The sequence below is a fragment of the Burkholderia sp. BCC0405 genome (assembly GCF_902833075.1).
In the GTDB taxonomy this organism is placed as follows: domain Bacteria; phylum Pseudomonadota; class Gammaproteobacteria; order Burkholderiales; family Burkholderiaceae; genus Burkholderia.
The window spans coordinates 110,279-133,765 of the sequence record NZ_CADFEO010000016.1 but is presented as its reverse complement, the minus strand read 5'-3'; the positions used below and the strand labels follow the sequence as shown (position 1 = coordinate 133,765).

21 protein-coding genes are annotated in these 23,487 nt (G+C 66.3%); 3 read left to right on the top strand and 18 right to left on the bottom strand.

Annotated features, from left to right (window positions below; translation table 11 throughout):
- Nucleotides 1–39 precede the first annotated feature (39 nt).
- The 6 genes from HWX36_RS24990 to HWX36_RS24965 all read right to left on the bottom strand — a co-directional run bounded on the left by HWX36_RS24990 (nucleotide 40) and on the right by HWX36_RS24965 (nucleotide 5,925).
- Nucleotides 40–765 carry an amino acid ABC transporter ATP-binding protein gene (locus tag HWX36_RS24990; RefSeq protein WP_011350949.1) on the bottom strand — a complete coding sequence of 242 codons (726 nt, stop codon included), beginning with the start codon at nucleotides 763–765 and terminating at the stop codon, nucleotides 40–42.
- Nucleotides 762–1,439 (bottom strand): glutamate/aspartate ABC transporter permease GltK, encoded by a 678-nt coding sequence (gene gltK / locus HWX36_RS24985; RefSeq protein ID WP_175955709.1) that lies wholly within the window; start codon nucleotides 1,437–1,439, stop codon nucleotides 762–764. Before gltK ends, HWX36_RS24990 begins: the two co-directional genes overlap by 4 nt.
- Nucleotides 1,439–2,179: an amino acid ABC transporter permease gene (locus HWX36_RS24980; protein WP_175955707.1), complete on the bottom strand. Its 741-nt coding sequence runs from the start codon at nucleotides 2,177–2,179 to the stop codon at nucleotides 1,439–1,441. Before HWX36_RS24980 ends, gltK begins: the two co-directional genes overlap by 1 nt.
- Before the next feature lie 84 nt (nucleotides 2,180–2,263).
- Nucleotides 2,264–3,157, bottom strand: coding sequence for a glutamate/aspartate ABC transporter substrate-binding protein (locus tag HWX36_RS24975; RefSeq protein WP_175955705.1), 894 nt, complete (start codon nucleotides 3,155–3,157; stop codon nucleotides 2,264–2,266).
- Nucleotides 3,158–3,408: 251 nt separating this feature from the next.
- Entirely contained in the window at nucleotides 3,409–4,695 is a 1,287-nt protein-coding gene (locus tag HWX36_RS24970) for a Glu/Leu/Phe/Val dehydrogenase (protein WP_175955703.1), read from the bottom strand.
- A gap of 276 nt (nucleotides 4,696–4,971) precedes the next feature.
- Entirely contained in the window at nucleotides 4,972–5,925 is a 954-nt protein-coding gene (locus HWX36_RS24965; RefSeq protein ID WP_105815965.1) for a LysR substrate-binding domain-containing protein, read from the bottom strand.
- Nucleotides 5,926–6,148: 223 nt separating this feature from the next.
- Between HWX36_RS24965 and purB the strand changes: the two genes are divergently transcribed.
- Nucleotides 6,149–7,537 carry an adenylosuccinate lyase gene (purB, locus tag HWX36_RS24960; RefSeq protein ID WP_175955701.1) on the top strand — a complete coding sequence of 463 codons (1,389 nt, stop codon included), beginning with the start codon at nucleotides 6,149–6,151 and terminating at the stop codon, nucleotides 7,535–7,537.
- A gap of 76 nt (nucleotides 7,538–7,613) precedes the next feature.
- Here the strand turns inward: purB and HWX36_RS24955 are convergent, their stop codons facing one another.
- A complete protein-coding gene (locus HWX36_RS24955) occupies nucleotides 7,614–9,035 on the bottom strand; it encodes an FAD-dependent oxidoreductase (protein WP_175955699.1) in 1,422 nt (473 codons plus the stop codon).
- Nucleotides 9,036–9,312: 277 nt separating this feature from the next.
- On the opposite strand from HWX36_RS24955, the gene HWX36_RS24950 reads away from it, so the two are divergent.
- Nucleotides 9,313–9,960 carry a TetR/AcrR family transcriptional regulator C-terminal domain-containing protein gene (locus HWX36_RS24950; protein WP_175955697.1) on the top strand — a complete coding sequence of 216 codons (648 nt, stop codon included), beginning with the start codon at nucleotides 9,313–9,315 and terminating at the stop codon, nucleotides 9,958–9,960.
- A 74-nt stretch (nucleotides 9,961–10,034) separates the two neighbouring features.
- Here HWX36_RS24950 and HWX36_RS24945 read toward each other — a convergent pair whose 3' ends face one another.
- From HWX36_RS24945 to edd, 4 genes are all read right to left on the bottom strand, one after another.
- Complete coding sequence (locus HWX36_RS24945; RefSeq protein WP_175955695.1) at nucleotides 10,035–10,538, bottom strand: gluconokinase; 504 nt, start codon at nucleotides 10,536–10,538, stop codon at nucleotides 10,035–10,037.
- A 13-nt stretch (nucleotides 10,539–10,551) separates the two neighbouring features.
- The gene (locus tag HWX36_RS24940; protein WP_175955693.1) at nucleotides 10,552–11,913 is read right to left on the bottom strand and encodes a GntP family permease; all 1,362 of its coding nucleotides are present in this window, start codon (nucleotides 11,911–11,913) and stop codon (nucleotides 10,552–10,554) included.
- A gap of 220 nt (nucleotides 11,914–12,133) precedes the next feature.
- Complete coding sequence (gene eda, locus HWX36_RS24935) at nucleotides 12,134–12,760, bottom strand: bifunctional 4-hydroxy-2-oxoglutarate aldolase/2-dehydro-3-deoxy-phosphogluconate aldolase (RefSeq protein WP_011350938.1); 627 nt, start codon at nucleotides 12,758–12,760, stop codon at nucleotides 12,134–12,136.
- A 19-nt stretch (nucleotides 12,761–12,779) separates the two neighbouring features.
- Nucleotides 12,780–14,636 (bottom strand): phosphogluconate dehydratase, encoded by a 1,857-nt coding sequence (gene edd / locus HWX36_RS24930; protein ID WP_175955691.1) that lies wholly within the window; start codon nucleotides 14,634–14,636, stop codon nucleotides 12,780–12,782.
- Nucleotides 14,637–14,929: 293 nt separating this feature from the next.
- On the opposite strand from edd, the gene HWX36_RS24925 reads away from it, so the two are divergent.
- Entirely contained in the window at nucleotides 14,930–15,778 is an 849-nt protein-coding gene (locus tag HWX36_RS24925; protein WP_175955689.1) for a MurR/RpiR family transcriptional regulator, read from the top strand.
- A 98-nt stretch (nucleotides 15,779–15,876) separates the two neighbouring features.
- Here the strand turns inward: HWX36_RS24925 and HWX36_RS24920 are convergent, their stop codons facing one another.
- The 7 genes from HWX36_RS24920 to HWX36_RS24890 form a co-directional block, all read right to left on the bottom strand.
- Nucleotides 15,877–16,299 (bottom strand): CopD family protein, encoded by a 423-nt coding sequence (locus tag HWX36_RS24920; RefSeq protein WP_144245423.1) that lies wholly within the window; start codon nucleotides 16,297–16,299, stop codon nucleotides 15,877–15,879.
- 19 nt (nucleotides 16,300–16,318) lie between these two features.
- Nucleotides 16,319–17,590 (bottom strand): glutamate-5-semialdehyde dehydrogenase, encoded by a 1,272-nt coding sequence (locus HWX36_RS24915; RefSeq protein WP_175955687.1) that lies wholly within the window; start codon nucleotides 17,588–17,590, stop codon nucleotides 16,319–16,321.
- Nucleotides 17,591–17,728: 138 nt separating this feature from the next.
- Nucleotides 17,729–18,823 carry a DNA polymerase III subunit delta gene (holA, locus tag HWX36_RS24910; protein WP_175955685.1) on the bottom strand — a complete coding sequence of 365 codons (1,095 nt, stop codon included), beginning with the start codon at nucleotides 18,821–18,823 and terminating at the stop codon, nucleotides 17,729–17,731.
- An 18-nt stretch (nucleotides 18,824–18,841) separates the two neighbouring features.
- Nucleotides 18,842–19,396: an LPS assembly lipoprotein LptE gene (gene lptE, locus HWX36_RS24905; protein ID WP_175955683.1), complete on the bottom strand. Its 555-nt coding sequence runs from the start codon at nucleotides 19,394–19,396 to the stop codon at nucleotides 18,842–18,844.
- A gap of 38 nt (nucleotides 19,397–19,434) precedes the next feature.
- Nucleotides 19,435–22,029 carry a leucine--tRNA ligase gene (gene leuS / locus HWX36_RS24900; RefSeq protein ID WP_175955682.1) on the bottom strand — a complete coding sequence of 865 codons (2,595 nt, stop codon included), beginning with the start codon at nucleotides 22,027–22,029 and terminating at the stop codon, nucleotides 19,435–19,437.
- A gap of 292 nt (nucleotides 22,030–22,321) precedes the next feature.
- Nucleotides 22,322–22,783, bottom strand: coding sequence for a biopolymer transporter ExbD (locus HWX36_RS24895; RefSeq protein WP_059706681.1), 462 nt, complete (start codon nucleotides 22,781–22,783; stop codon nucleotides 22,322–22,324).
- Nucleotides 22,784–22,807: 24 nt separating this feature from the next.
- Nucleotides 22,808–23,476 (bottom strand): MotA/TolQ/ExbB proton channel family protein, encoded by a 669-nt coding sequence (locus tag HWX36_RS24890; RefSeq protein ID WP_175955681.1) that lies wholly within the window; start codon nucleotides 23,474–23,476, stop codon nucleotides 22,808–22,810.
- Nucleotides 23,477–23,487 lie beyond the last annotated feature (11 nt).

Here is a 23,487-nt window from a genome sequence, read left to right as displayed (position 1 = left end):
TCGTATCGGCGCGCATGCGGCGCCGACGCGCGCGAACGCTCAGTGCAGGATCTTCGCGAGGAAGTCCTTCGCGCGTTCCGATTTCGGATTCGAGAAGAAATCGTCCTTGCGGTCGTCCTCGACGATCGCGCCCTTGTCCATGAAGATCACGCGATGGGCGACCTTCTTCGCGAAGCCCATCTCGTGCGTGACGACCATCATCGTCATCCCTTCCTGCGCAAGTTCGACCATCACGTCGAGCACTTCGTTGATCATCTCGGGGTCGAGCGCGGACGTCGGCTCGTCGAACAGCATCGCGATCGGATCCATCGACAGCGCGCGCGCGATCGCGACACGCTGCTGCTGGCCGCCCGACAGCTGGCCCGGGAACTTGTGTGCATGCGCCTTCAGGCCGACTCGATCGAGCAGCTTCATGCCCTTCTCGTTCGCCTCGTCCTTGCCGCGGCCGAGCACCTTGACCTGCGCGAGCGTCAGGTTCTCGGTGATCGACAGGTGCGGGAACAGCTCGAAATGCTGGAACACCATCCCGACCTTCGAGCGCAGCTTCGACAGGTTCGTCTTCTTGTCGCCGACCGACTGGCCGTTCACGAGGATCTCGCCCTGCTGGAACGGCTCGAGGCCGTTCACGGTCTTGATCAGCGTGGATTTACCCGAACCCGACGGGCCGCACACGACGACCACTTCGCCTTTCTTGACCTCGGTCGTGCAGTCGGTGAGGACCTGAAACTGGCCGTACCACTTCGAAACGTTCTTGATGGAAATCATCGTGTGACCTTTTTCTGGAGACTCTTGACGAGAACAGACGCCAACGAGCAAATCACGAAATAGCATGCGCCGGCGAACAGGACCATCTCGACGGTCGTGCCGTCGCGATCGCCAATGTTGGCCGCCGTGCGGAAGAAGTCCGCGAGACTGATCACGTACACGAGCGACGTATCCTGGAACAGGACGATCGCCTGCGTGAGCAGCAGCGGCACCATCGCGCGGAACGCCTGCGGCAGGATCACGAGGCGCATCGCCTGCGCGTAGTTCATGCCGAGTGCGAACGCGGCGTTCACCTGCCCGCGCGGCACCGCCTGGATGCCGGCGCGGATGATCTCGGAATAATACGCGGCTTCGAACAGCGAGAACGCGACCATCGCCGAGGCGAGACGGATGTCGATCGTCGGCGACAACCCGAGCACGCCCTGCAGCAGCTGCGGCACGATCAGGAAGAACCACAGCAGCACCATCACGAGCGGGATCGAGCGGAACACCGTCACGTAGCCCTGCGCGAACCACGCGAGCGGCTTCACGCCCGACAGCCGCATCAGCGCCAGCAGCGTGCCCCAGACGATCCCGACCACGATCGCGATCAGCGTGATCTGGAACGTGACGACGGCCCCCGTCCACAGCGTCGGCAGCGCGCCGGGAATACTACTCCAGTCGAACTGATGCATCACTTGCCTCCGATATAGCCGGGCAGCCGCGTACGGCCTTCGATCCAGCGCATGAGCGCCATCACGACGAGGTTGATCAGCACGTACGCGAGCGTGACCGCGATGAACGACTCATAGGTCTGCGCGGTGTAGTCGACGAGCTGGCGCGCTTGCGCGGACAGGTCGAGCAGGCCGATCGTCGACGCGACGGCGGAGTTCTTGAAGATGTTCAGGAATTCCGACGTGAGCGGCGGCACGATGATCCGGTACGCAACGGGCAGCAGCACGTAGCGGTACGTCTGCCATTGCGTGAAGCCCATCGCGAGGCCGGCGGCGCGCTGGCCCTTCGGCAGCGCGTTGATCCCCGAGCGCACCTGTTCGCACACGCGCGCGCCCGTGAACAGGCCGAGACAGATGATCGACGCGGTAAAGAACTGCGTGGTGGGCGGCAACTGCTTGATCCAGGTGCCGATCGACGCAGGCAGCAGCTCCGGTATCACGAGATACCAGACGAAGAACTGCACGATCAGCGGAATGTTCCGGAAGATCGACACGTACACGGTGCCGATCGCGGACAGCCATTTGTTCGGCACCGTGCGCAGCACGCCGAACAGCGAACCGACGATCAGCGCGATGACCCACGCGACGAGCGACACTTCGATGGTCACCCAGAAGCCGGACATCAGCCATCCGAAATAAGTCGTCGGCTCGCCGGTCGACACGGGGCTCAGGAAGATGCCCCAGTTCCAGTGGTAAGACATGGGCAAGACTCCAGCAAAAAGAGACGGAAGAAGCGGGGCCTCTTCCGTCTCATTAGCGTCATTTCTGCATCAACGGCCGTGTGCTCAGTCGAGCGCCTTGTCGTTCGGGTTCGCGTACAGCTTCTTCATCGATTCGGACAGCGGGAAGTTCAGGTTCAGCCCCTTCGGCGGGATCGGGTTCTCGAACCACTTCGTGTAGATCTTCGCGGCTTCGCCCGACTTCTCGACTTGCGAGATCGCGTCGTCGACGACCTTCTTGAAGTCCGCATCGCCCTTGCGCATCATGCAGCCGTACGCCTCTTCCGATTGCGGCGTGCCGACGATCACCCAGTCGCCCGGCTGCTTCGCCTTCGCGCGTTCGCCCGCGAGCAGCGCGTCATCCATCATGAACGCGACCGCGCGGCCCGACTCCAGCGTATTGAACGAATCGCCGTGATCCTTCGCGCTGATGATGCTCATGCCCATCTGCTTGTCGTTGTTCATCTTGCGCAGCAGGCGCTCGGACGTCGTGCCGGCGGTGGTCACGACCGTCTTGCCCTTCAGGTCCGCGAAATCCTTGACGCCCGAATCCTTCTTCGTCATCAGGCGCGTGCCGATCACGAAGATCGTGTCGGAGAAGGCGGCCTGCTGCTGGCGCTCGGTGTTGTTGGTCGTCGAGCCGCACTCGATGTCGACCGTGCCGTTCTGCACGAGCGGAATGCGGTTCTGCGACGTGACCGGGATGTTCTTCACCTGCAGGTTCGGCAGGTTCAGCTTCTTCTTCACCGCGTCGACCACCTTCATCTGGAAGTCGCGCGAATAACCGACCACCTGCTGCTTTTCGTCGTAGTAGGAGAACGGAATCGACGACTCGCGGTGTCCCAGCGCGATCACGCCCGTGTCCTTGATCTTCTTCAGCGTGCCCGTCTCCTGAGCATGTGCGCCACTTGCGAACGCGCAAAGCGCCGCGACCATCAGGACTGCCTTTTGGTATTTCATTTTGGTCATCTCCTTGGCTAAAACCCGCGCCAGTGTATCAAAGTAATATTTTTGAAAGTACTGGTTGTTTACCGCACTGCGAATCGCGCCGCGCGAAACCTTCCTCCCGGCTTCGCCCCCTCTTCCGGCGCCTGAATGCGCACGCGGGCGGTGCCGGATTCGGCACCGCCCGCGAGGGTTCATGCACGCAACCGGATGGATTGCGTCATGGATTGATCGTAGTCAACCGATCTGAAATCGGCAACCGCCGATCAGGGGTACAGGCCGCGCATTTCACGCGCCATCAGGATGCGCTTGCACGCAACGATGAACGCTGCCGTACGCACCGACACCTTGTGCTCTTCCGCGACTGCCCACACGCCGGAGAACGCTTCGCGCATCACGCGCTCGAGACGGTGGTTGATCTCGTCTTCCGTCCAGAAGAAGCTCGAGAAATCCTGCACCCATTCGAAGTACGACACGGTCACGCCACCCGCGTTCGCGATCACGTCCGGGATCACGAGCACGCCGTTCGCGGTCAGGATGTCGTCCGCCGCCGTCGTCGTCGGGCCGTTCGCGCCTTCGACGATGATCTTCGTGCGGATCTTCGCTGCGTTCTTCTCGGTGATCTGGTTTTCCAGTGCCGCCGGGATCAGGATGTCGGTTTCGACGGTCCAGAACTCGTCATTCGGCATCGGCTCCGCACCTTCGAAGCCCGCGACGCCGCCCGTGCGTGCGACGTGGTCGAGCAGCTTGTTCGAATCGAGGCCGGCCGGCTGGTAGATCGTGCCCGTGTGATCCTGCACCGCGATCACCTTCGAACCCGCTTCCTGGAACAGCTTCGCCGCGATGCCGCCGACGTTGCCGAAGCCCTGCACCGCGATGCGTGCGCCTGCGATTTCGAGGCCCTTCTTCTTCGCCGCTTCGCAGCCGACGACGAACACGCCGCGGCCCGTTGCTTCCTTGCGGCCGAGCGAACCGCCGAGTGCGATCGGCTTGCCGGTCACGACGCCGGTCGACGTCTGGCCCTGGTTCATCGAGAAGGTATCCATCATCCACGCCATCACCTGTTCGTTGGTGTTGACGTCCGGCGCCGGAATATCGGTGTTCGGGCCGATGATGATGCCGATTTCGCTGGTGTAGCGACGCGTCACGCGTTCGAGCTCACCACGCGACAGCTTGCGCGGGTCGACGCGGATACCGCCCTTCGCGCCGCCGTACGGCACGTTCACGGCCGCGTTCTTGACCGACATCCATGCGGACAGCGCCATCACTTCCGACAGCGTCACGTCCTGGTGGTAACGCACGCCGCCCTTGCCCGGGCCGCGCGACACGTTGTGCTGCACGCGATAGCCTTCGAAGTGCGCGACGGTACCGTTATCGAGCTCGATCGGCACATCGACGACCAGGATGCGCTTCGGGCGCTTCAGCGTTTCGAGCCAGCGCGACAGCGAGCCGAGGTACGGCGCGACGCGATCGACTTGCTGAAGGTAGTTGCCCCACGGGCCGAGATCGTCGGCGTGCAGGTAGGACGGGATGGACTGCAATTGCGAAGACATGGATGCTCCAACGGTCAACAGGTGCGCACATTGTCGAAAAACCCGTTTTTTTTATCCAATGCCGTTTGCTTATTCGATTATGCGTTTCTTGCATGATCGCGATTTATCGCAAATCTCCGGTCGATTTGCGCAAGAACGCACGCGATCGATCGTGCATCGCGTGCGTGAAAAGTCGTGTTTCCAGGATGCGGGAGGGCTGGCGGACAGCCGCCCGACAGGCGGCGCAAGCTCGACGACAGCCGGCCGGCCCGCGCGGTCGCGGTTAACCGCCCACGGTTAACCCGCGGTTTCGCGCAGTTCGTCGCGCACGACGTCCCACAGCGCGCGTACGAGCTTCTGCCGCGGATCGTCGCCCTGCAGCGCGAGCTTGTCGCAGTACAGCCGGATCTCCATCGTCAGCGTGAACGGATGCGCGCCGCCACGCACCGACCGGTCGAGCCGGATCAGGCGGCCGCCCGCGACCGCATCCTCGACCGCGCTGTGCGGCAGGAACGCGATGCCGTGGCCCGCGAGCGCCATCGCCTTCAGCCCTTCGGCCATGTCGGTTTCATAGACGCGATCGAGGAACAGCGGCGTCGACGCATTCGCGACGATGACCTCCGTCATCCGGCCGAGATACGCGTTCGGCGTATACGACAGGTACGGCACGCGCGCGTCGGCCGTGCCGGGCAGCGTATAGCGCGGCCGCCCCGCGCGGCCCGGCGCCGAGAACGGGCTGATCGGCTCGCTGCCGAGGATCAGCATGTCGTAGCGCGCGGGATCGAGCGCGACCGGATGGCTCGGGTGGTGGTAGCCCATCACGAGATCGCAGCCGCCCTCGACGAGCGACAGCACCGCGTCGTGCACGTTCAGCGCGCGCAGCCGCGTGTGGACCTGGCCCATCTTCGCCTCGATCCGCTGCAGCCAGCGCGGGAAATACGTGAGCGACAGCGTGTGCGGCACCGCGAACTCGATCGTCGGCACCGGCGCGCCGACATGGCCGCGCAGCAGCGTGCGCGCCTCGTGCGCCTGCGACAGCATCGTCAGCGCCTGTTCGTAGAAGATCTGCCCGGCCTGCGTGAGCCGCGTCGGATAGACCGAACGATCGATCAGTTCGGTCGCGAGCCATGCCTCGAGCGCCTGGATGCGCCGCGAAAACGCCGGCTGCGACACGTGCCGCAGCTCGGCGGACCGGCTAAAGCTGCGCGTTTCCGCGAGCGAGACGAAGTCTTCGAGCCATTTCAGTTCCATGCAGGCGGGCGGCGGTCGGGAAGAAGCCTGCATTCTACCGGCGCGCCGGCCCGGCCGGCGGTGCGGCGAGCGGCCCGGCGCCCCGCCGCGAACGGGCGCCGGCGCGGTGTCCGCACGCGGCGGCGCCCGCCGGCGGCGCGCGACCGGGATTGTCCCGCGCCAATGGTAAAATGCCGGATTCTCCTTCCCCCTCGCTCGACCCGGCCCCAAGGCCCGCCCGATCATGTCCGACACTCGTCCCGATACGCTTTTCGCCCTCACCGCGCTTTCGCCCATCGACGGCCGCTACGCCAGCAAGACCGAAGCGCTGCGCGACTGGCTCTCCGAAGCCGCCTTCATGCGCCACCGCGTCACCGTCGAGGTGCACTGGCTGATCGCGCTGTCGCGCGCCGGCTTCGCCGAAGTCCCGCGCTTCTCCGACGCGTCCGAACAATTCCTGCTGCAGCTCGCCGAGCGCTTCACCGCGCACGACGCCGCCCGCATCAAGGAAATCGAGCGCGTGACGAACCACGACGTGAAGGCCGTCGAATACTGGCTGAAGGAATCGGTGAAGGGCCAGGAAGAACTCGAAAAGGCCAGCGAATTCATCCACTTCGCGTGCACGTCGGAAGACATCAACAACACGTCGCACGGGATGATGCTCGCCGGCGCGCGCGAACACGTGATCCTGCCGGCACTGCGCACGGTCTACCAGCGCCTCGTCGCACTCGCGCACGCACACGCCGAGCAGCCGATGCTGTCGCGCACGCACGGCCAGCCGGCCAGCCCGACGACGCTCGGCAAGGAACTCGCGAACGTCGCGGCCCGCCTCGCCCGCGCGATCGCGCGCATCGAGAAGGTCGAGATCCTCGGCAAGATGAACGGTGCGGTCGGCAACTTCAACGCGCATCTCTCGGCGTATCCGGAATTCGACTGGGAAGCGTTCTCGCGCGACGTGATCGAGAACCGCCTGAAGCTCACGTTCAACCCGTACACGATCCAGATCGAGCCGCACGACTACATGGCCGAGCTGTTCGACGCCGTGGCGCGCGCGAACACGATCCTGCTCGATCTCGACCGCGACGTGTGGGGCTACATCTCGGTCGGCTACTTCAAGCAGAAGACGAAGGCCGGCGAAATCGGCTCGTCGACGATGCCGCACAAGGTCAACCCGATCGACTTCGAGAACTCGGAAGGCAACCTCGGCCTCGCGAACGCGACGCTGCGCCACCTCGCCGACAAGCTGCCGGTGTCGCGCTGGCAGCGCGACCTGACCGACTCGACGGTGCTGCGCAACATGGGCGTCGCGCTCGGCTACTCGCTGCTCGCGTACGACTCGCTGATCCGCGGCCTCGACAAGCTCGAAGTGAACCCGCAGCGCCTGAACGAAGACCTCGACAACTGCTGGGAAGTGCTCGCCGAGCCGGTGCAGACGGTGATGCGCCGCTACGGCATCGAGAACCCGTACGAGCAGCTGAAGGAGCTGACGCGCGGCAAGGGCATCACGCGCGAAGCGCTGCAGGAATTCGTCGGCACGCTCGCGATCCCGCAGGATGCGAAGGATCGCCTGCTCGCGATGACGCCTGCGTCGTACATCGGCAAGGCCGTCGAACTCGCGAAGCGGATCGCGTAAGCGCCACCGCCGCCGCACGTAAAAAAGCCCGATGCGAGCAATCGCATCGGGCTTTTTCGTTGCCTGCAGCCGCCGGTCAGAACGAGATCATCCGCCCCGGGTTGAGCGCGCTCATCACGCTCATCGCGGCCTTCGCGGCGGGAATCGCGATCGGCGACAACTGGCGGCCGAGCGGAATCGCGCGATGGTCGATGCCGGTCAGCATCGAGAAATCGTCGTTGCGGCCGACGAAATCGTCACAGATCGCCTTGCCGATCCGCACCGTCTGCGCGACGCCGTGACCGCTCCAGCCCTGCACCATGTACATCGGCACGCGGCCGTCGGTCTTGCGGCTATCGGTCGCGCCGTTCAGCGTGAAGTCGCTGACGCCGCTCCAGCAGTAGTCGAGCGCGAACCGGCCGTCGTGCTGCGGGAACACGGCGTTCAGCCGCGTCAGCAGGTACGCGTTCACGTCGGGCTGCGCCCAGCACGTGCCGGTGCCCTGCCCGCCGAACAGCAGGCGGTTGCCGCGTACCGGCCGGTAGTAGTCGATCTGGAACTGCGTGTCGTACACGGGCATGCCGGCCGGCATCAGCGTCGCGACATCGACGTCGAGCGGCGCCGTCACGCTCACGTAGGTAAAGAACGGCACGGTCGTCGCGCCACCGTCGTCGAGCAGCCGGAACGTCGTGTTGTGCAGCGCGAGCACGACGCCCTTGCGCGCGGTGATCGTGCCGCCCGGCGTCGTAGCGACGACGCCGTTCGGCGTCTCGTCGAGTTCGAGCACCTCGGTGCCCTCGAACAGCGCACCGCCGTTCAGCCGGAAGCCGTGCACGAGGCCGCGCACCAGCGCGAGCGGATGAATCTGCCCGCCGAGCGCGTCGATCGCCGCGCCGTGGTACAGCCCCGAGCGCACGTATTCGTCGTGCAGCTGATGGCGGCCGACGAGCGTCACGCCCGCGTCGCCGAGATGACGGCGCGCATCCGCGCCGTCCAGCAGCGCGCTCATGTGGCCCGGGTGCACCGCCGCCGTAATGTGGCCGCGCTTGCGGTCGAGTTCGAGCGCGTAACGTGCGCCGATCGCATCGATCAGGTCCATCGATTCGGCCGATGCGAAGCGCCACAGCCGCTTCGCGTCGTCATGCGACAGGTAGTCGATCATGTCGGCGGCTTCCCAGCGCGCGAGGCCGGGCGTGAGCTGCCCGCCGTTGCGGCCCGATGCGGCCGAGCCGACGTGATGCTTGTCGACGAGGATCGTGTCGACGCCCGCTTCCGCGAGATGCAGCGCGGCCGACGCGCCGAGCAGGCCCGCGCCGATCACGAGCACGTCGCATTCGGCGTCGTGCGCGAGCGGCGCGACGTTCGCATGACGCGACAGAGACGCCTCGTACCAGTTGGCCGGGCGCTCGCCATCGTAGCGGGCCGGCTCGCACCAGTTCCAATTGTCTTTTTCGATGTTCAGTTGCGTTTGTTCGAAACGCGATTCGCCCTGGATCAGGGGTTGATGGTTGAAAGTCATGATTGCACTTGCATGGTCTTGGGCCGCCTGTCGAAGAGCCTTCTGGCTTCGCGGGTGGGGCAGCCGGTTCCACTTGGGTGTCAACGAAAAAAAGGGGCGTGATGGCCCGTGTTGACGGCGGGCACGCTCGTGCCGCCTGGATCCCGGACTGTGCGAAAGCACGTCTTGAAAGGTGCCGGGACACCCAATTTCTACACCGCAGAAATAATTCTACAGTGTAGAATGAACTTTCGTCAAGTTTACAGCCGGCGCCGTATCGGCACGCCAGCCCGCATCGATGAAAGACAAACCCGCCCAGGGCCCGCGCGGCCTCGACAAGGATGCAATCGTCGCAGCCGCGCTCGCGCTGCTCGAAGACGTCGGCGAAGCCGCGTTCAGCGTACGCAAGCTCGCGCAGTCGGTCGGCTGCGACCCGATGAGCGTGCTGTATCACTTCAAGTCGAAGGAAGGCCTGAGCCGCGCGATCGCGAACGCGCTGTCGCGCTCGCTCGTGCCGGTCGACGCCACGCTACCGTGGCGCGAACGGCTGCGCGACCTCGCACGCCAGTACCGCGCGCTCGCGCTGCGCTACCCGGCGGCGTTCGCGCTGCTGCAGCGGCACATGAGTACCGGGCCGGCCGATCTCGCGCACATCGAGGCCGTGCATCGCGCGCTGGCCGACGCCGGCCTCCCGCGCGCGGCGCTGCCGTCGGTGTGCGTCGGCTGGTATGCGAGCGTGATCGGACTTGCCGCTGCCGAAGCCGGCGGCCTCACGCGCGCCGCGAACGACGTCGAGCTCGCGGAAATGGCAGCGCTGTCCGACGCCGCGCATCCGCTCGTCAAGGCAGCCGCCCCGCTCTATGCGCAGCTCGATCCGGCAGCTGTGCACGACACGATGCTCGACGTGCTGCTCGACGGCATCGCGACGCAGGCACGCGCGGCCTGACCGGGCCGCGGGCCGCACCAACGAAAAAGGCGCCCCGAAGGACGCCTTTTGCTGACGATTGCCGAGAATCGCGCTCAGTGCTGCTGCGCGAGGCCGATCTTCAGCATGACCTGATCGACGATCTGCTCCGGCGTCAGCTCGATGCTGACCTCGATCGCTTCGTCCGGGCCGGGCTCCTCGAGCGTGTCCAGCTGGCTCTTCAGCAGCGACGGATCGAAGAAATGGCCGGTGCGGCTCTTCAGGCGCTCGTGCAACACCTCGAACGAACCCTTCAGATACACGAACCGCACGTCGGTGTCGGTGCCGCGCAGCACGTCGCGGTACGAGCGCTTCAACGACGAGCACGTGAACACGGCCGTCTCGCCGGCACGCTGCTTTTCCTCGATGGCCGCGCGGATCGTGCGCAGCCACGGCCAGCGGTCGTCGTCGGTCAGCGGAATGCCGTGGTGCATCTTTTCCTTGTTCGCCGCGCTGTGAAACGCGTCGCCATCGGTATAGCTGCACGACAGGCGTTCCGCCAGCATTTCGCCAATTCGCGACTTGCCCGCGCCCGACACGCCCATTGCGATCAGAATCATTGACTACCCCTTGTTACAAAACCATGCTCAGCAGCAGCGTGAAGCCAAGACCAAGCACCGAGATGATGGTTTCGAGCAACGACCAGGTCTTGAACGTCTGACCGACCGTCATCCCGAAGTATTCCTTGATCAGCCAGAAGCCGCCGTCGTTCACGTGCGAGAAGATCAGCGAGCCCGAGCCCGTGGCGAGCACCAGCAGTTCCGGGCTGACCGTCGTGCCGGCCGCCGCCGCGATCGGTGCGACGATACCGCAGGCCGTGGTCATCGCGACCGTCGCCGAACCCGTCGCGAGACGCATCAGCGCGGCAACGAACCAGCCGAGCAGCAGCGGCGACAGGTGCGCGTGCTTCGCGGTTTCGACGATCTGCTGCGAAATCCCGCTGTCGCGCAAGACGCCGCCGAAGCCGCCGCCCGCGCCGACGATCAGCGTGATGCCGGCGATCGGCGCCAGGCACTCGCCGCAGAACTTCTGGATCTGGTCGCGGTTGAAGCCCTGCAGCTTGCCGAACGTGAAGAAGCTCACGAGCACGGCGATCAGCAGCGCGACGTCCGAGTTGCCGGCGAAGCGCAGCAGGTTGTTCGGCAGCGACTTCGGTGCGAACAGCAGGTCGGCCCAGCTGCCGACGAGCATCAGCACGACGGGCAGCAGGATCGTGAACAGCGTGATGCCGAAGCTCGGCAGTTCACGCTTGCGGCCATCCGTGTGGGTGTCGACGAATTGGGCGGCGAGCGGGTTGTTCTCCGGCAGCTTCACGAACTTCGAGATCGTCAGCGCGAACAGCGGGCCCGCGATGATCGCGGTCGGCACGCCGACGATCAGGCCGAACGCGATCGTCTTGCCGATATCGGCGCCGTATTGCTGAACGGCCAGCAGTGCGGCCGGATGCGGCGGGATCAGGCCGTGCACGACGGACAGGCCGGCCACCATCGGCAGGCCGACGACGAGCAGCGACTTGCCGGTGCGCTTCGCGACGTTGAACGCGATCGGGATCAGCAGCACGAAGCCGACTTCGAAGAACACCGGCAGGCCGACGATGATCGCGACGAACATCATCGCCCAGTGGATGTTCTTTTCACCGAACCAGTCGATCAGCGTGGTCGCGATCCGTTCGGCGCCGCCCGATTCGGCCATCATCTTGCCGAGCATCGTGCCAAGGCCGACGACGATCGCGATGTGGCCGAGCGTGCCGCCGGTGCCCGCCTCGAACGACTTGACGATCTTGTCCATCGGCATGCCGACGACCAGGCCGAGGCCGAGCGAGACGATGATCAGCACCAGGAACGGGTAGATCTTGAAGCGCGCGATCATCAGGATCAGCGCGGCGATCGCGATCAGCGTGAATACGAGCAGCATGCTGCCTTGGACAGCCCCCATGTGGCACTCCTCCTTGGATTGTTCGAACCGGGCGAGTTGTTGCGAGTATGCCCGGCTATGCAGGTCTCCGAAACACGGGGGGGTACCCACCCCGTCAGGACGCTGAATTTTACTTATCTTTACGGTTCGCGGATAGAACCGGTTCCATCAGCAAAAACCCTCGGCAAAACAAGCACTAAGGCTCGCTTTCCGAGGGTCAAACCATCATTTCGTACAAGTCTTAACGAGGGAGCTGGCTCGCGGCTTGCGCGAGACGCGTGACTTCGGCCCAGTCCTGCGCGGCGAGCGCGGCTTTCGGCGTGAGCCACGAACCGCCGACGCACACGACGTTCGGCAGTTTCAGGAAATTCGGCGCCGTTTCGACGGTGATGCCGCCGGTCGGGCAGAACTTCAGCGCCGGGAACGGGCCGTGGAACGCCTGCAGCATCGGTACGCCGCCCGCCTGCTGAGCCGGGAAGAACTTCACGATCTCGTAGCCGAATTCGAGCGCCTGGATGATGTCGCTCGGCGTCATCACGCCCGGCAGCAGCGGCAGGCCCGCGTCGAGCGACGCGAGGTGCAGCTCCTTCGTCAGGCCCGGCGACACGCCGAACTTCGCGCCCGCGCGCTTCGCCTGCTCGCAATGCTCCGGCTTCGTGATCGTGCCGACGCCGACGACGATGTCGTCCGCGAGCTGGCTCGCACGCTGGATCGCCTCCAGGCCGGCCGGCGTGCGCAGCGTGATCTCGAGCACCTTCACGCCACCCGCGTGCAACGCGCGCGACACGTGTTCGCCCTGCTCGACCGAGTCGAATGCGAGCACCGGGATGACCGGGCCCAGCTTCACGATTTCAGCAATCGTCTTCATTGAATTGGCTCCTTGAAATTCATGCGGCGACGTGGGCGGCCGTTTCGCCGACCAGCGCGCCGAAAACCGATGCGCCCTGCTCGGCCGGCGCGGCGGCCGCGCGGAACACGCCGAACAGCTCACGCCCGAAACCGACTTCGTTTTCGGCCTGGTGCAGCGGCTGCGCGACCGGGCGCGCCTGCCATTCGGCGGCGTCGACCTCGATGTCGAGCACGCCGGCTTCCGCGTCGATCACGAGCGTATCGCCCGTCTTCACCTTGCCGAGCGGGCCCGCCAGCAGCGCCTCGGGCGACACGTGGATCACGGCCGGCACCTTGCCCGACGCGCCCGACATGCGGCCGTCGGTGACGAGCGCGACATGGAAGCCCTGATCCTGCAGCACGCCGAGCAGCGGCGTCAAACGGTGCAGCTCGGGCATCCCGTTCGCGCGCGCACCCTGGAAGCGCACCACCGCGACGAAGTCGCGCTTCAGCTCGCCGCGATCGAATGCTTCCTGCACGGCTTCCTGCGAATCGAACACGATCGCGGGGGCGCTCACCTTGCGGTGCTCGGGCGCGACCGCCGAAATCTTGATCACGCCGCGGCCGAGCCGGCCCTGCATCAGGCGCAGGCCGCCGTCCGGCTGGAACGGGTCGCCAATGCCGCGCAGCACCTTCGTGTCGTGGCTCTCCGCCGCGCCGTCGACCCACGTCAGCTTGCCGTCGATCAGCTTCGGCTCCTTCGTGTAGTGCGACAGTCCCTTGCCGGCCACCGTCGTCACGTCCTCGTGCAGCAGCCCGCCTTCGAGCAGGTTGCGCACCAGGAACGCGACGCCGCCCGCCGCGTGGAAGTGGTTCACGTCGGCCTTGCCGTTCGGGTAGATCTTCGCGAGCAGCGGCACGACGGCCGACAGTTCGTCGAAATCGTCCCAGTCGATCAGGATGCCGGCCGCGCGCGCGATCGCGACGAGGTGCAGCGTGTGGTTGGTCGAGCCGCCCGTCGCGAGCAGCGCGACGATCCCGTTGACGATCGCCTTCTCGTCGATCACATGGCCGATCGGCGTGTAGTGGCCGCGCTCGACGGTCAGGTCGAGTACGCGGCGCGCAGCCTCGGCCGTCAGCGCGGTGCGCAGCGGCGTGTGCGGGTGGACGAACGCCGAACCCGGCAGGTGCAGCCCCATCAGCTCCATCAGCATCTGGTTGCTGTTCGCGGTGCCGTAGAACGTGCAGGTGCCGTGGCCGTGATACGCGGCCGATTCGGCTTCGAGCAGCGCATCGCGGCCGACCTGGCCGGTCGCGAACTGCTGGCGGATCTTCGCCTTGTCGTCGTTCGACAGGCCGCTCGTCATCGGGCCGGCCGGCACGAAGATCGTCGGCAGGTGGCCGAACTGCAGCGCACCGATCAGCAGGCCCGGCACGATCTTGTCGCAGATGCCCAGGCAGAGCGCCGCGTCGAACATGTTGTGCGTGAGCGCGATTGCCGTGCCCATCGCGATCGCCTCGCGCGAGAACAGCGACAGCTCCATCCCCGGGTTGCCCTGCGTGACGCCGTCGCACATCGCCGGTACGCCGCCCGCGAACTGCGCGACACCGCCGTTCTCGCGCGCGGCGGCCTTGATGATGTCCGGAAAATCCTTGTACGGCGCGTGCGCGGACAGCATCTCGTTGTACGAGGACACGATGCCGATGTTCGGCTCGCGGATCGCCTTGATCGCGAACTTGTCGTTGCCTTCGAGGCCGGCGAAGCCGTGCGCGAGGTTCGCGCACGACAGCACGCCGCGCGCCGGAAATTTGCCCTGCGCGCCGTCGATGCGCTGCAGATAGGCGGAACGGGTCGATTGGCTGCGGGCGATCACGCGTGCGGTGACCTTCGCCAGAGTGGGGTGCAGCGACGTCATGCTGGGCGCTCCTATATGCCGGCCGACACCGGCGGTTGGAATCGTGGGGACGGTCGAACGCGTCGACAGAACGAAGCCAGTCTAGTAGAAAAACTACAAGCATGCAATGCCGATCGATTCGCGCGCAACCCTTATTCCCGCCACCAGCAAGGCTTTTCCTAGTGAAAACCCTAATCCCTCTCGCCATCGCTGCGCCGAGAGCACCGTAGTAACGCTAGTATTTTTATGTAGATTTTCTACACTTCGATTGCGATACACTCGCTCATCCGAACCCGATTTCTGCCTGCCGTCCCATGCTGCCCCGCATAGAAGCGATCCGCGCCGAGTTGCGCCCGTCCGAGCGCAAGCTCGCCGACTACATCCTCGCCGCGCCGCGCGAGGTGCTCGACCTCGCGATGACCGAGCTGTCGACGCGCGCGGGCGTCAGCCAGCCGACGATCGCCCGCTTCTGCCAGGCGCTCGGCTGCAGCGGCTTTCGCGAATTCAAGATCCGGCTCGCGCAGAGCGTCGCGCCGGGCGTGTCGTCGGTGTATCGCGACGTCAAGCCCGACGAACCGGCGCCCGGCATCATCGGCAAGGTGTTCGACCGCACGATCGGGGCGCTGATCGAGGTGCGCAACAGCCTGTCCGCGGGCAGCGTTGCCGAGGCGATTGCGCTGCTGTCGAACGCCTCGCGGATCGAGTTCTACGGCGCCGGCGGCTCGGGCATCGCCGCGCAGGACATCCAGCACAAGTTCTTCCGGCTCGGCGTGCCGAGCGTCGCGTATTCGGATCCGCACACGTTCTCGATGTCGTCGGCGCTGCTCGGGCCGCACGACGTCGTCGTCGCGATCTCGAACACCGGCCGCACGCGCGACATCGTCGACGCCGCGCGCTCCGCGCTCGCGTGCGGCGCGAAGGTCGTCGCGATCACGCAGAGCCATTCGCCGCTCGCGAAGCTCGCGACGGTGAGCCTCGCGTCGAACGTTGCGGAGGAAACGGACGTGTTCTCGCCGATGACGTCGCGGATGTCGCATCTCGCGATCGGCGACATCCTCGCGGTCGGCGTCGCGCTGTCGCGCGGCCCGGCGCTGATGGAGCGGGTCGGCCGCGCGAAGGAGGCGATCACGCGCCGCCGGATCGACGACGGCGCGAAGGATTGAGCCGGCACTGCTGCCGACCGCGCGTAAACGACAAACGGCGCCCCGCGGGGCGCCGTTGCACATCGGGCGGTGCCGGGCAACCTCTCCGGCCAAACCGCTCAGAACGGCTTGATCACGACCAGCGCGACCGCCGCGAGCATGCCGAGCACCGGCAGCTCGTTGAACACGCGATACCACTTGTCGGTGCGGCGGTTCTCGCCGCGCTCGAACACCCGCAGCAGGTGCCCGCAATACGCGTGATAGATGATGAGCAGCAGCACGACCGTCACCTTCGCGTGAATCCAGCCCTGCCCCTGCCCGATGCCGATCGCGAGCCAGAGCCACAGCCCGCAGGCCAGCGCCGGCACCGCGATCATCGTCATGAAGCGGAACAGCTTGCGCGCCATCAGCAGCAGGCGCCGCACGGCGGCCGGATCGGTTTCCATGGCCAGGTTCACGTAGATGCGCGGCAAGTAGAACAACCCTGCAAACCACGCGGCGATCAGAACGATATGGAACGTCTTGACCCAGAGCATCGCCATCGGTTGTGTGCCTCGCTGTTTACTGGCGGCCTTCGCCGTGTCCGAGCACGACGTACTTCAGCGACGTCAGCCCTTCCAGGCCGACGGGGCCGCGTGCGTGCAGCTTGTCGTTCGAGATGCCGATTTCCGCGCCGAGGCCGAATTCGAAGCCGTCCGCGAAGCGCGTCGACGCGTTGACCATCACGCTCGCCGAATCGACCTCGCGCAGGAACCGCATCGCGCGGTCGTGATCCTCGGTGACGATCGCGTCCGTGTGGTGCGAGCCGTAATGGTTGATGTGCTCGATCGCGGCGTCGAGGCCGTCGACCACCTTGATCGCGAGCACCGGTGCGAGATATTCGGTGTGCCAGTCTTCCTCGGTGGCATCGACGAGCGGGCCGACACCCGCATCGGCGAGCACCGCGCGCGCGGCCGCATCGACGCGCAGTTCGACCTGCTTGTCGCGATACAGCTTGCCGAGCGGCGGCAGCAGCGTCGCCGCGATACCGCTCGAAACGAGCAGCGTCTCCATCGTGTTGCAGGTGCCGTAGCGGTGCGTCTTCGCGTTGTCGCAGACGGTCAGCGCCTTCGCGAGATCGGCGCGTTCGTCGACGTACACGTGGCAGATGCCGTCGAGGTGCTTGATCATCGGCACGCGCGCCTCGTTGATCAGGCGCTCGATCAGGCTCTTGCCGCCGCGCGGCACGATCACGTCGACGTATTCGGTCATCGTGATCAGCTTGCCGACCGCCGCGCGATCGGCCGTCGCGACGACCTGCACCGCGTCCTGCGGCAGGCCGGCTGCTTCGAGCCCTTCGCCGATCAGCTTCGCGAGCGCCGCGTTCGATTCGAGCGCTTCGGAGCCGCCGCGCAGGATCGTCGCATTGCCCGACTTCAGGCACAGCGCAGCCGCGTCGATCGTGACGTTCGGGCGCGATTCGTAGATGATGCCGATCACGCCGAGCGGCACGCGCATCTGGCCGACCTGAATCCCGCTCGGGCGGTACTTGAGGTTGCCGATCTCGCCGATCGGATCGGCCAGCGCCGCCACCTGGCGCAAGCCCTCGACCATCGTCTTCAGCGCCTTGTCCGACAGCGTCAGGCGATCGACGAACGCCGCATCGAGCCCCTTTTCACGGGCACGAGCGACATCGCGCGCATTCGCGTCCTTCAGCACCTGCGCGTTGCGTTCGATCGCACGCGCCACGGCGTCGAGCGCCGCGTTCTTCGCGGCCGTGCTGGCGCGCGCCATCGCGCGGGAAGCGTGCCGGGCGCGACGGCCCAGGTCGGTCATGTACTGATCGATATCCATCGTGTGACTCGAGAAGCGCGCCGCGCTGGGCGGCATGAATTCGTGGGGAAGCGTGAGCGGCGGCGGCCGGAGAGCCGCGCCAGCTATCGAAACATTGTAAGCGGGTTGCGCAGCGCGCGCTGAAGGCCCGGACGGGACTTAGCGTCGCACGCGCCCCGCGGTCGGCGGTCGCTCGCCGCGGGCACCGGCCACCGTCATCGCGAGCTGGAACAGCCCGTCCCACGGATCGGGCGGCGGTTCGTCCTGCGTGCGGCGGCCCGGTGCGACGGCCGTGAGCCCCTTGACCTGACGGTCGAGCTTCGCGGCAAACGCCAGCGCCTTCTCGAGCACGGCTTCGGACACGCGATTCAGCGCGGGGCCGACCAGCCGCTCGCGCGGCCCCCACACGCGGTTCTCGCGCAGCAGCGTCGCCAGCGGCTTGCCGGCCGTCGTGCCGCGCTTGATCCGCAGCAGCGTGCGCAATTCCTCGACGACGGCCCACATCACGAGCACGATCGCCTCGCCCTCGCCCTTCAACCCGTCGATCATCCGCGCGAGCCGCGCGGCGTCGCCGGCGAGCATGGCTTCGTTCAGCTTGAACACGTCGTAACGCGCGACGTTCAGCACCGCGTCGTGCACCTGCTCGAACGACAGCGCCCCCTGCGGATACAGCAGCCCGAGCTTCTGGATTTCCTGGTGTGCGGCAAGCAGGTTGCCTTCGACGCGCTCGGCGATGAACTGCAGCGCACGCCGCCCGTCCTCGCCAGGCGCGGCGCGCTGGCCCTGCATCGCGAGGCGCTGGCCGATCCAGTTCGGCAGTTGCGCGCGGTCGACCGGATCGATCTTCAGCGCGACACCGCCGTTCTGCAGCGCGGTGAACCACGCGGATTTTTGCGTGGCCGCGTCGAGGCGCGGCAACGTGACGAGCATCAGCGCGTCGGGGTTCGGCGTGGCCGCGAGCGTCTTCAGCGCATCGGCGCCTTCCTTGCCGGGCTTGCCCGACGGAATGCGCAGCTCGATCAGCTGGCGCTCGCCGAACAGCGACATCGCCTGGGTTGCGCCGAGCAGCACGCTCCAGTCGAAGCCGCGCTCGACCGTATGCACCGAACGCTCGGTGAAACCGGCCGCGCGCGCGGCCGCACGAATGCGGTCGCACGCTTCCTGCGCGAGCAGCGGCTCGTCGCCGTAGACGGTATAGAGCCCGGCCAACCCCTTCGCGAGGTGCGGCTCCAGCGCATCAAGTCGCAGTTGCATCGATACGTGCGCCGTCGATCAGAGCGGCGGCGGCGGCAGCGGCGCGCGCGGTGCGACGCCCGGCACCACGTCTTCCGGCGCCGGCGTCAGCGAATGGACGATCGCGAGACGCCGCATCAGCTGGTCGACCGCATCGTTCTGCATGTCGCCGTACAGGATGTCGGCTTCCTGCGCCTTCGCGTTCGTGTACTGGTCGCTGTACGTCATCGCGCGGTTCAGCGCGATCGCGCTCGGCGGGATCAGCACCGTGCCGTCCTTGCTCGTCAGCGTGTAGTTCAGCGTATAGAACAGCGCGTATTCCTGCACCGAGCCGTACTTGTTGAGCGTCAGCGTGTTCTGGCCACGCGACTCCCACATGCGCAGCACGGCATCGGCGTCGTCCGCCGACTTGACGATCTTCGTGTCGCTGCCGGCCTCGACGAGGCGCACGAGGCGCGCCTCGACCGGCGCCGGCGCGCCGGCGATCAGCAGGTGCTTGAACGCGTAGTCCTGCTGGCCGCGCAACTGGAAGCCGCATGCCGACAGCGCAACCGCGCTGCCGACAGCGAGCATCAAAAACGATCTGCGGATCACCTTCGCTCCTTCTGGGTACGTCCGACGGCCAGCGGCCGTCAGACGACGATGTTCACGAGGCGGCCCGGCACGACGACGATCTTCTTCGCCGGCTTGCCGTCGCTGAACTTCGCGAACGCGTCGTCGGCCACTGCCGCGGCTTCGATCGCCTCGCGGCTCGCGTCCTTCGCCACCTTCAGCGCGCCGCGCACCTTGCCGTTCACCTGCAGCACGAGTTCGATCTCGGCCTGCTCGAGCGCGGCCTCGTCGACCTTCGGCCACGGTGCGTCGAGCAGCGGCCCGAATTCGTCCGCGTAGCCAAGCGCCTTCCACAGCTCGAACGTGACGTGCGGCACGACCGGGTACAGCACGCGCAGCAGCACGCCGTACGTTTCACGCAGCACGCCGGGCGTCGCGCCCTTCGCGCCGTCGATCGCGTTCAGCATCTTCATCGCAGCCGACACGACCGTGTTGTACTGCAAGCGCTGGTAGTCGAAATCGGCCTGCTTCAGCACGTTGTAGATCTCGCGGCGCAGCGCCTTGTCGGCTTCGCCGAGCGCGGCCGCGTCGAAGCCCGCGCGCGCGGCGAGCGCTTCGCGGTTCGCCGCGCCGAAGCTCCACACGCGGCGCAGGAAGCGGCTCGCGCCCTCGACGCCCGCACCCGACCACTCGAGTTGCTGCTCGGGCGGCGCGGCGAACATCGTGAACAGGCGCGCGGTATCGGCACCGTACTGGTCGATCAGCACCTGCGGATCGACGCCGTTGTTCTTCGACTTCGACATCTTCTCGATGCCGCCGAGCACGACCGGCTGGCCGTCCGTGTTCAGCGTCGCGCCGACCGGGCGGCCCTTGTCGTCATGCGTGACCGTCACGTCGGCCGGGTTGTACCAGGTCTTCTTGCCGGAAGCGTCTTCACGGTAGAACGTCTCGTTCAGCACCATGCCCTGCGTGAGCAGGTTCTTCGCCGGCTCACCGAACTTCACGAGGCCGAGGTCGCGCATCACCTTGGTCCAGAAGCGCGAATACAGCAGGTGCAGGATCGCGTGCTCGATGCCGCCGATGTACTGATCCATCGGCATCCAGTAATCGGTGCGCGCATCGACCATCGTCTCGGCATCCGGCGCCGTGTAGCGCGAGAAGTACCACGACGAATCGACGAAGGTGTCCATCGTGTCGGTTTCGCGCTTGGACGCCGCACCGCATTTCGGGCACGTGCAGTTCAGGAACGCTTCCGACTTCGCGAGCGGGTTGCCCGAGCCGTCCGGCACGAGGTCTTCCGGCAGCATGACGGGCAGATCCTGCTCGGGCACCGGCACGTCGCCGCACGACGGGCAGTGGATGATCGGGATCGGCGTGCCCCAGTAGCGCTGGCGCGACACGCCCCAGTCGCGCAGGCGCCACGTGACCTGCTTGTCGCCGAAGCCGCCGGCCTTCAGGTCGGCCGCGACCGCGTCGACGGCTTCCGTGTAGCGCAGGCCGTCGTACTTGCCGCTGTTCACGCAGGCTGCGACTTCCTTGTCGCCGTACCACTCCTGCCATGCGTCGAGCGAGTACTGCTGGCCTTCGGCCGCGATCACCTGCTTGATCGGCAGGTCGTATTTCTTCGCGAACGCGAAATCGCGCTCGTCGTGGCCCGGCACGCCCATCACCGCGCCTTCGCCATAGCTCATCAGCACGTAGTTGCCGATCCACACCTCGACCGGCTCGCCGGTCATCGGATGCGTGACCGAGAAGCCCGTCGCGACGCCCTTCTTCTCCATCGTCGCAACGTCGGCCTCGGCGACGCCGCCGCGCTTGCATTCGTCGATGAACGCCAGCAGTTCCGGCTTGTCCTGCGCGAGACGCGTGGCCAGCGGATGCTCGGCCGCGATCGCGCAGAAGGTGACGCCCATGATCGTGTCGGCGCGTGTCGTGAACACGCGCAGCAGCTTCTTCTCGCCGTCGAGTTCGTACGGGAAGCCGAAGTTCACGCCGAAGCTCTTGCCGATCCAGTTCTGCTGCATGATCTTCACGCGCTCGGGCCAGCCGAGGCCGTCGAGGTCGTTCAGCAGCTCATCCGCGTACTGCGTGATGCGCAGGTAGTACATCGGGATCTCGCGCTTCTCGACGAGCGCGCCCGAACGCCAGCCGCGACCGTCGATCACCTGCTCGTTCGCGAGCACGGTCTGGTCGACCGGGTCCCAGTTCACGGTGCCCGTCTTCTTGTACGCGATGCCCTTCTCGAGCATCTTCAGGAACAGCCACTGGTTCCACTTGTAGTAGTCGGGCTTGCACGTCGCGATCTCGCGCGACCAGTCGATCGCGAGGCCCATCGACTGCATCTGGCCCTTCATGTAGTCGATGTTGTCGTAGGTCCACTTCGCGGGCGGCACGCCGTTCGCCATCGCGGCGTTCTCGGCCGGCATCCCGAACGCGTCCCAGCCCATCGGCATCAACGTGTTGTAGCCGTTCATCCGCAGATAGCGGTACATCACGTCGTTGATCGTGTAGTTGCGCACGTGACCCATGTGCAGCTTGCCGGACGGGTACGGCAGCATCGATACGCAGTAGAACTTGGGCTTCTGCGAATCTTCCTTCGTCTTGTAGGCATCGGCTGCGCGCCAGTCGCCCTGGGCGGCGGCTTCGACGTCGGCGGGTACGTATCTCTCGTGCATGGTGTGGTTCGGACTAGGCTTTAAGCGGCGCGACGGCGCGCGCGCAGGAGTGGATCGAAAATCGTGCTTGCCCGGCGGACCTGCAGGTTCGCTGTTGCCGGACCTGTTCGCGGTTTCCGGGCATTTTCGGGGTAACCCGCAGCATGCCCGGGTAGCCTGGAAAATTCCGGGTTACCTGAAAAAAGCCTGCCAACCGGGAAAAACGTTGATTATACCGCCCGCGCCCGCCCATTCGACCGGTCTTGCGGCGTGTGGCCCGATCCCGCGGCAGGGACGGGCCCGCCGGATCCGCTCAGCGGTTGGCCGGCACGGCGGGCGCCGCCGCGGAACCGCCCGCCTGCGGCGGCACGTCGGTCACGAAGCCGATCCGTGTGAGGCCGGCGGCCTGCGCGGCGCCCATCACCTGCGCGATCACGTCGTAGCGGGTCGCGCGCGACGCGCGCAGCCGCAGCTCGGGCGGCGCGCCGCCCGCGGCGGCGGCCCGGAAGCGCGCCGGCAGCGCATCGAGCGCCACGGGCGCGTCGTCCCAGTACAGCTTGCCCGCGTCGTCGATCGACAAGGTGACGGATTGCGGCGTGTCGCGCGCGACGCTGGCCGCGACCTTCGGCAGGTCGAGCCGGATCGCGTGCGTCATCAGCGGCGCGGTGATGATGAAGATGACGAGCAGCACCAGCATCACGTCGATCAGCGGAGTCATGTTGATCTCCGCCATCGGCGCGGACGTCTTGTGGTGCTCGAGTCCGCCGAATGCCATGGTCGCTCCTCCGGAATGCGCGCGTCAGGCTCCCTGCGCGCACACGAACACGTGCAGGTCGCGCGCGAAGCCGTCGAGTTCCTCGGCGAGCTGCCGCACGAGCCGCCCGAGGATGTTGTAGGCCAGCACCGCGGGAATCGCGACGACGAGCCCGAACGCGGTCATGATCAGCGCCTCGCCGACCGGCCCCGCGACGTTCTCGATCTGCGCCTGCCCGCTCGCGGCGATGCTGCCGAGCGCGTGGTAGATGCCCCACACGGTGCCGAGCAGCCCGACGAACGGCGCAGTGCTGCCGATCGACGCGAGCAGCACCTGGCCGAATTCGAGGCGCCGCTGCGAGCGCAGCATCGCATGCCGCAACGCGCGCAGCACGCGTTCGCTGCGTTCGACGCGCGCGGCCAGCGCGGCCGGGTCGTGATCGTCGGCCGCATCGCGCGCGGCTTCGGCGAGCGGCACGAACACACGCTCGCGATCGGCGCCGGCGAGCGCGGCAATGCCCGCGTCGAGCGACGGCGCGCGCCAGAACGCGGCGAGCGCGCGCGGCCCCTGCCGCTTCGCGCGGATCAGGAGCCAGGCTTTCATGAGGAGGAAGCACCAGCTGGCGATGGACATCGCCAGCAGCACATAGGCGACGGCATGCGTGATCGCATCGCCGCTTTCGAGGTAGTGGACAACGCCGGTGGGTATCGCCATCGGAGTTTCCC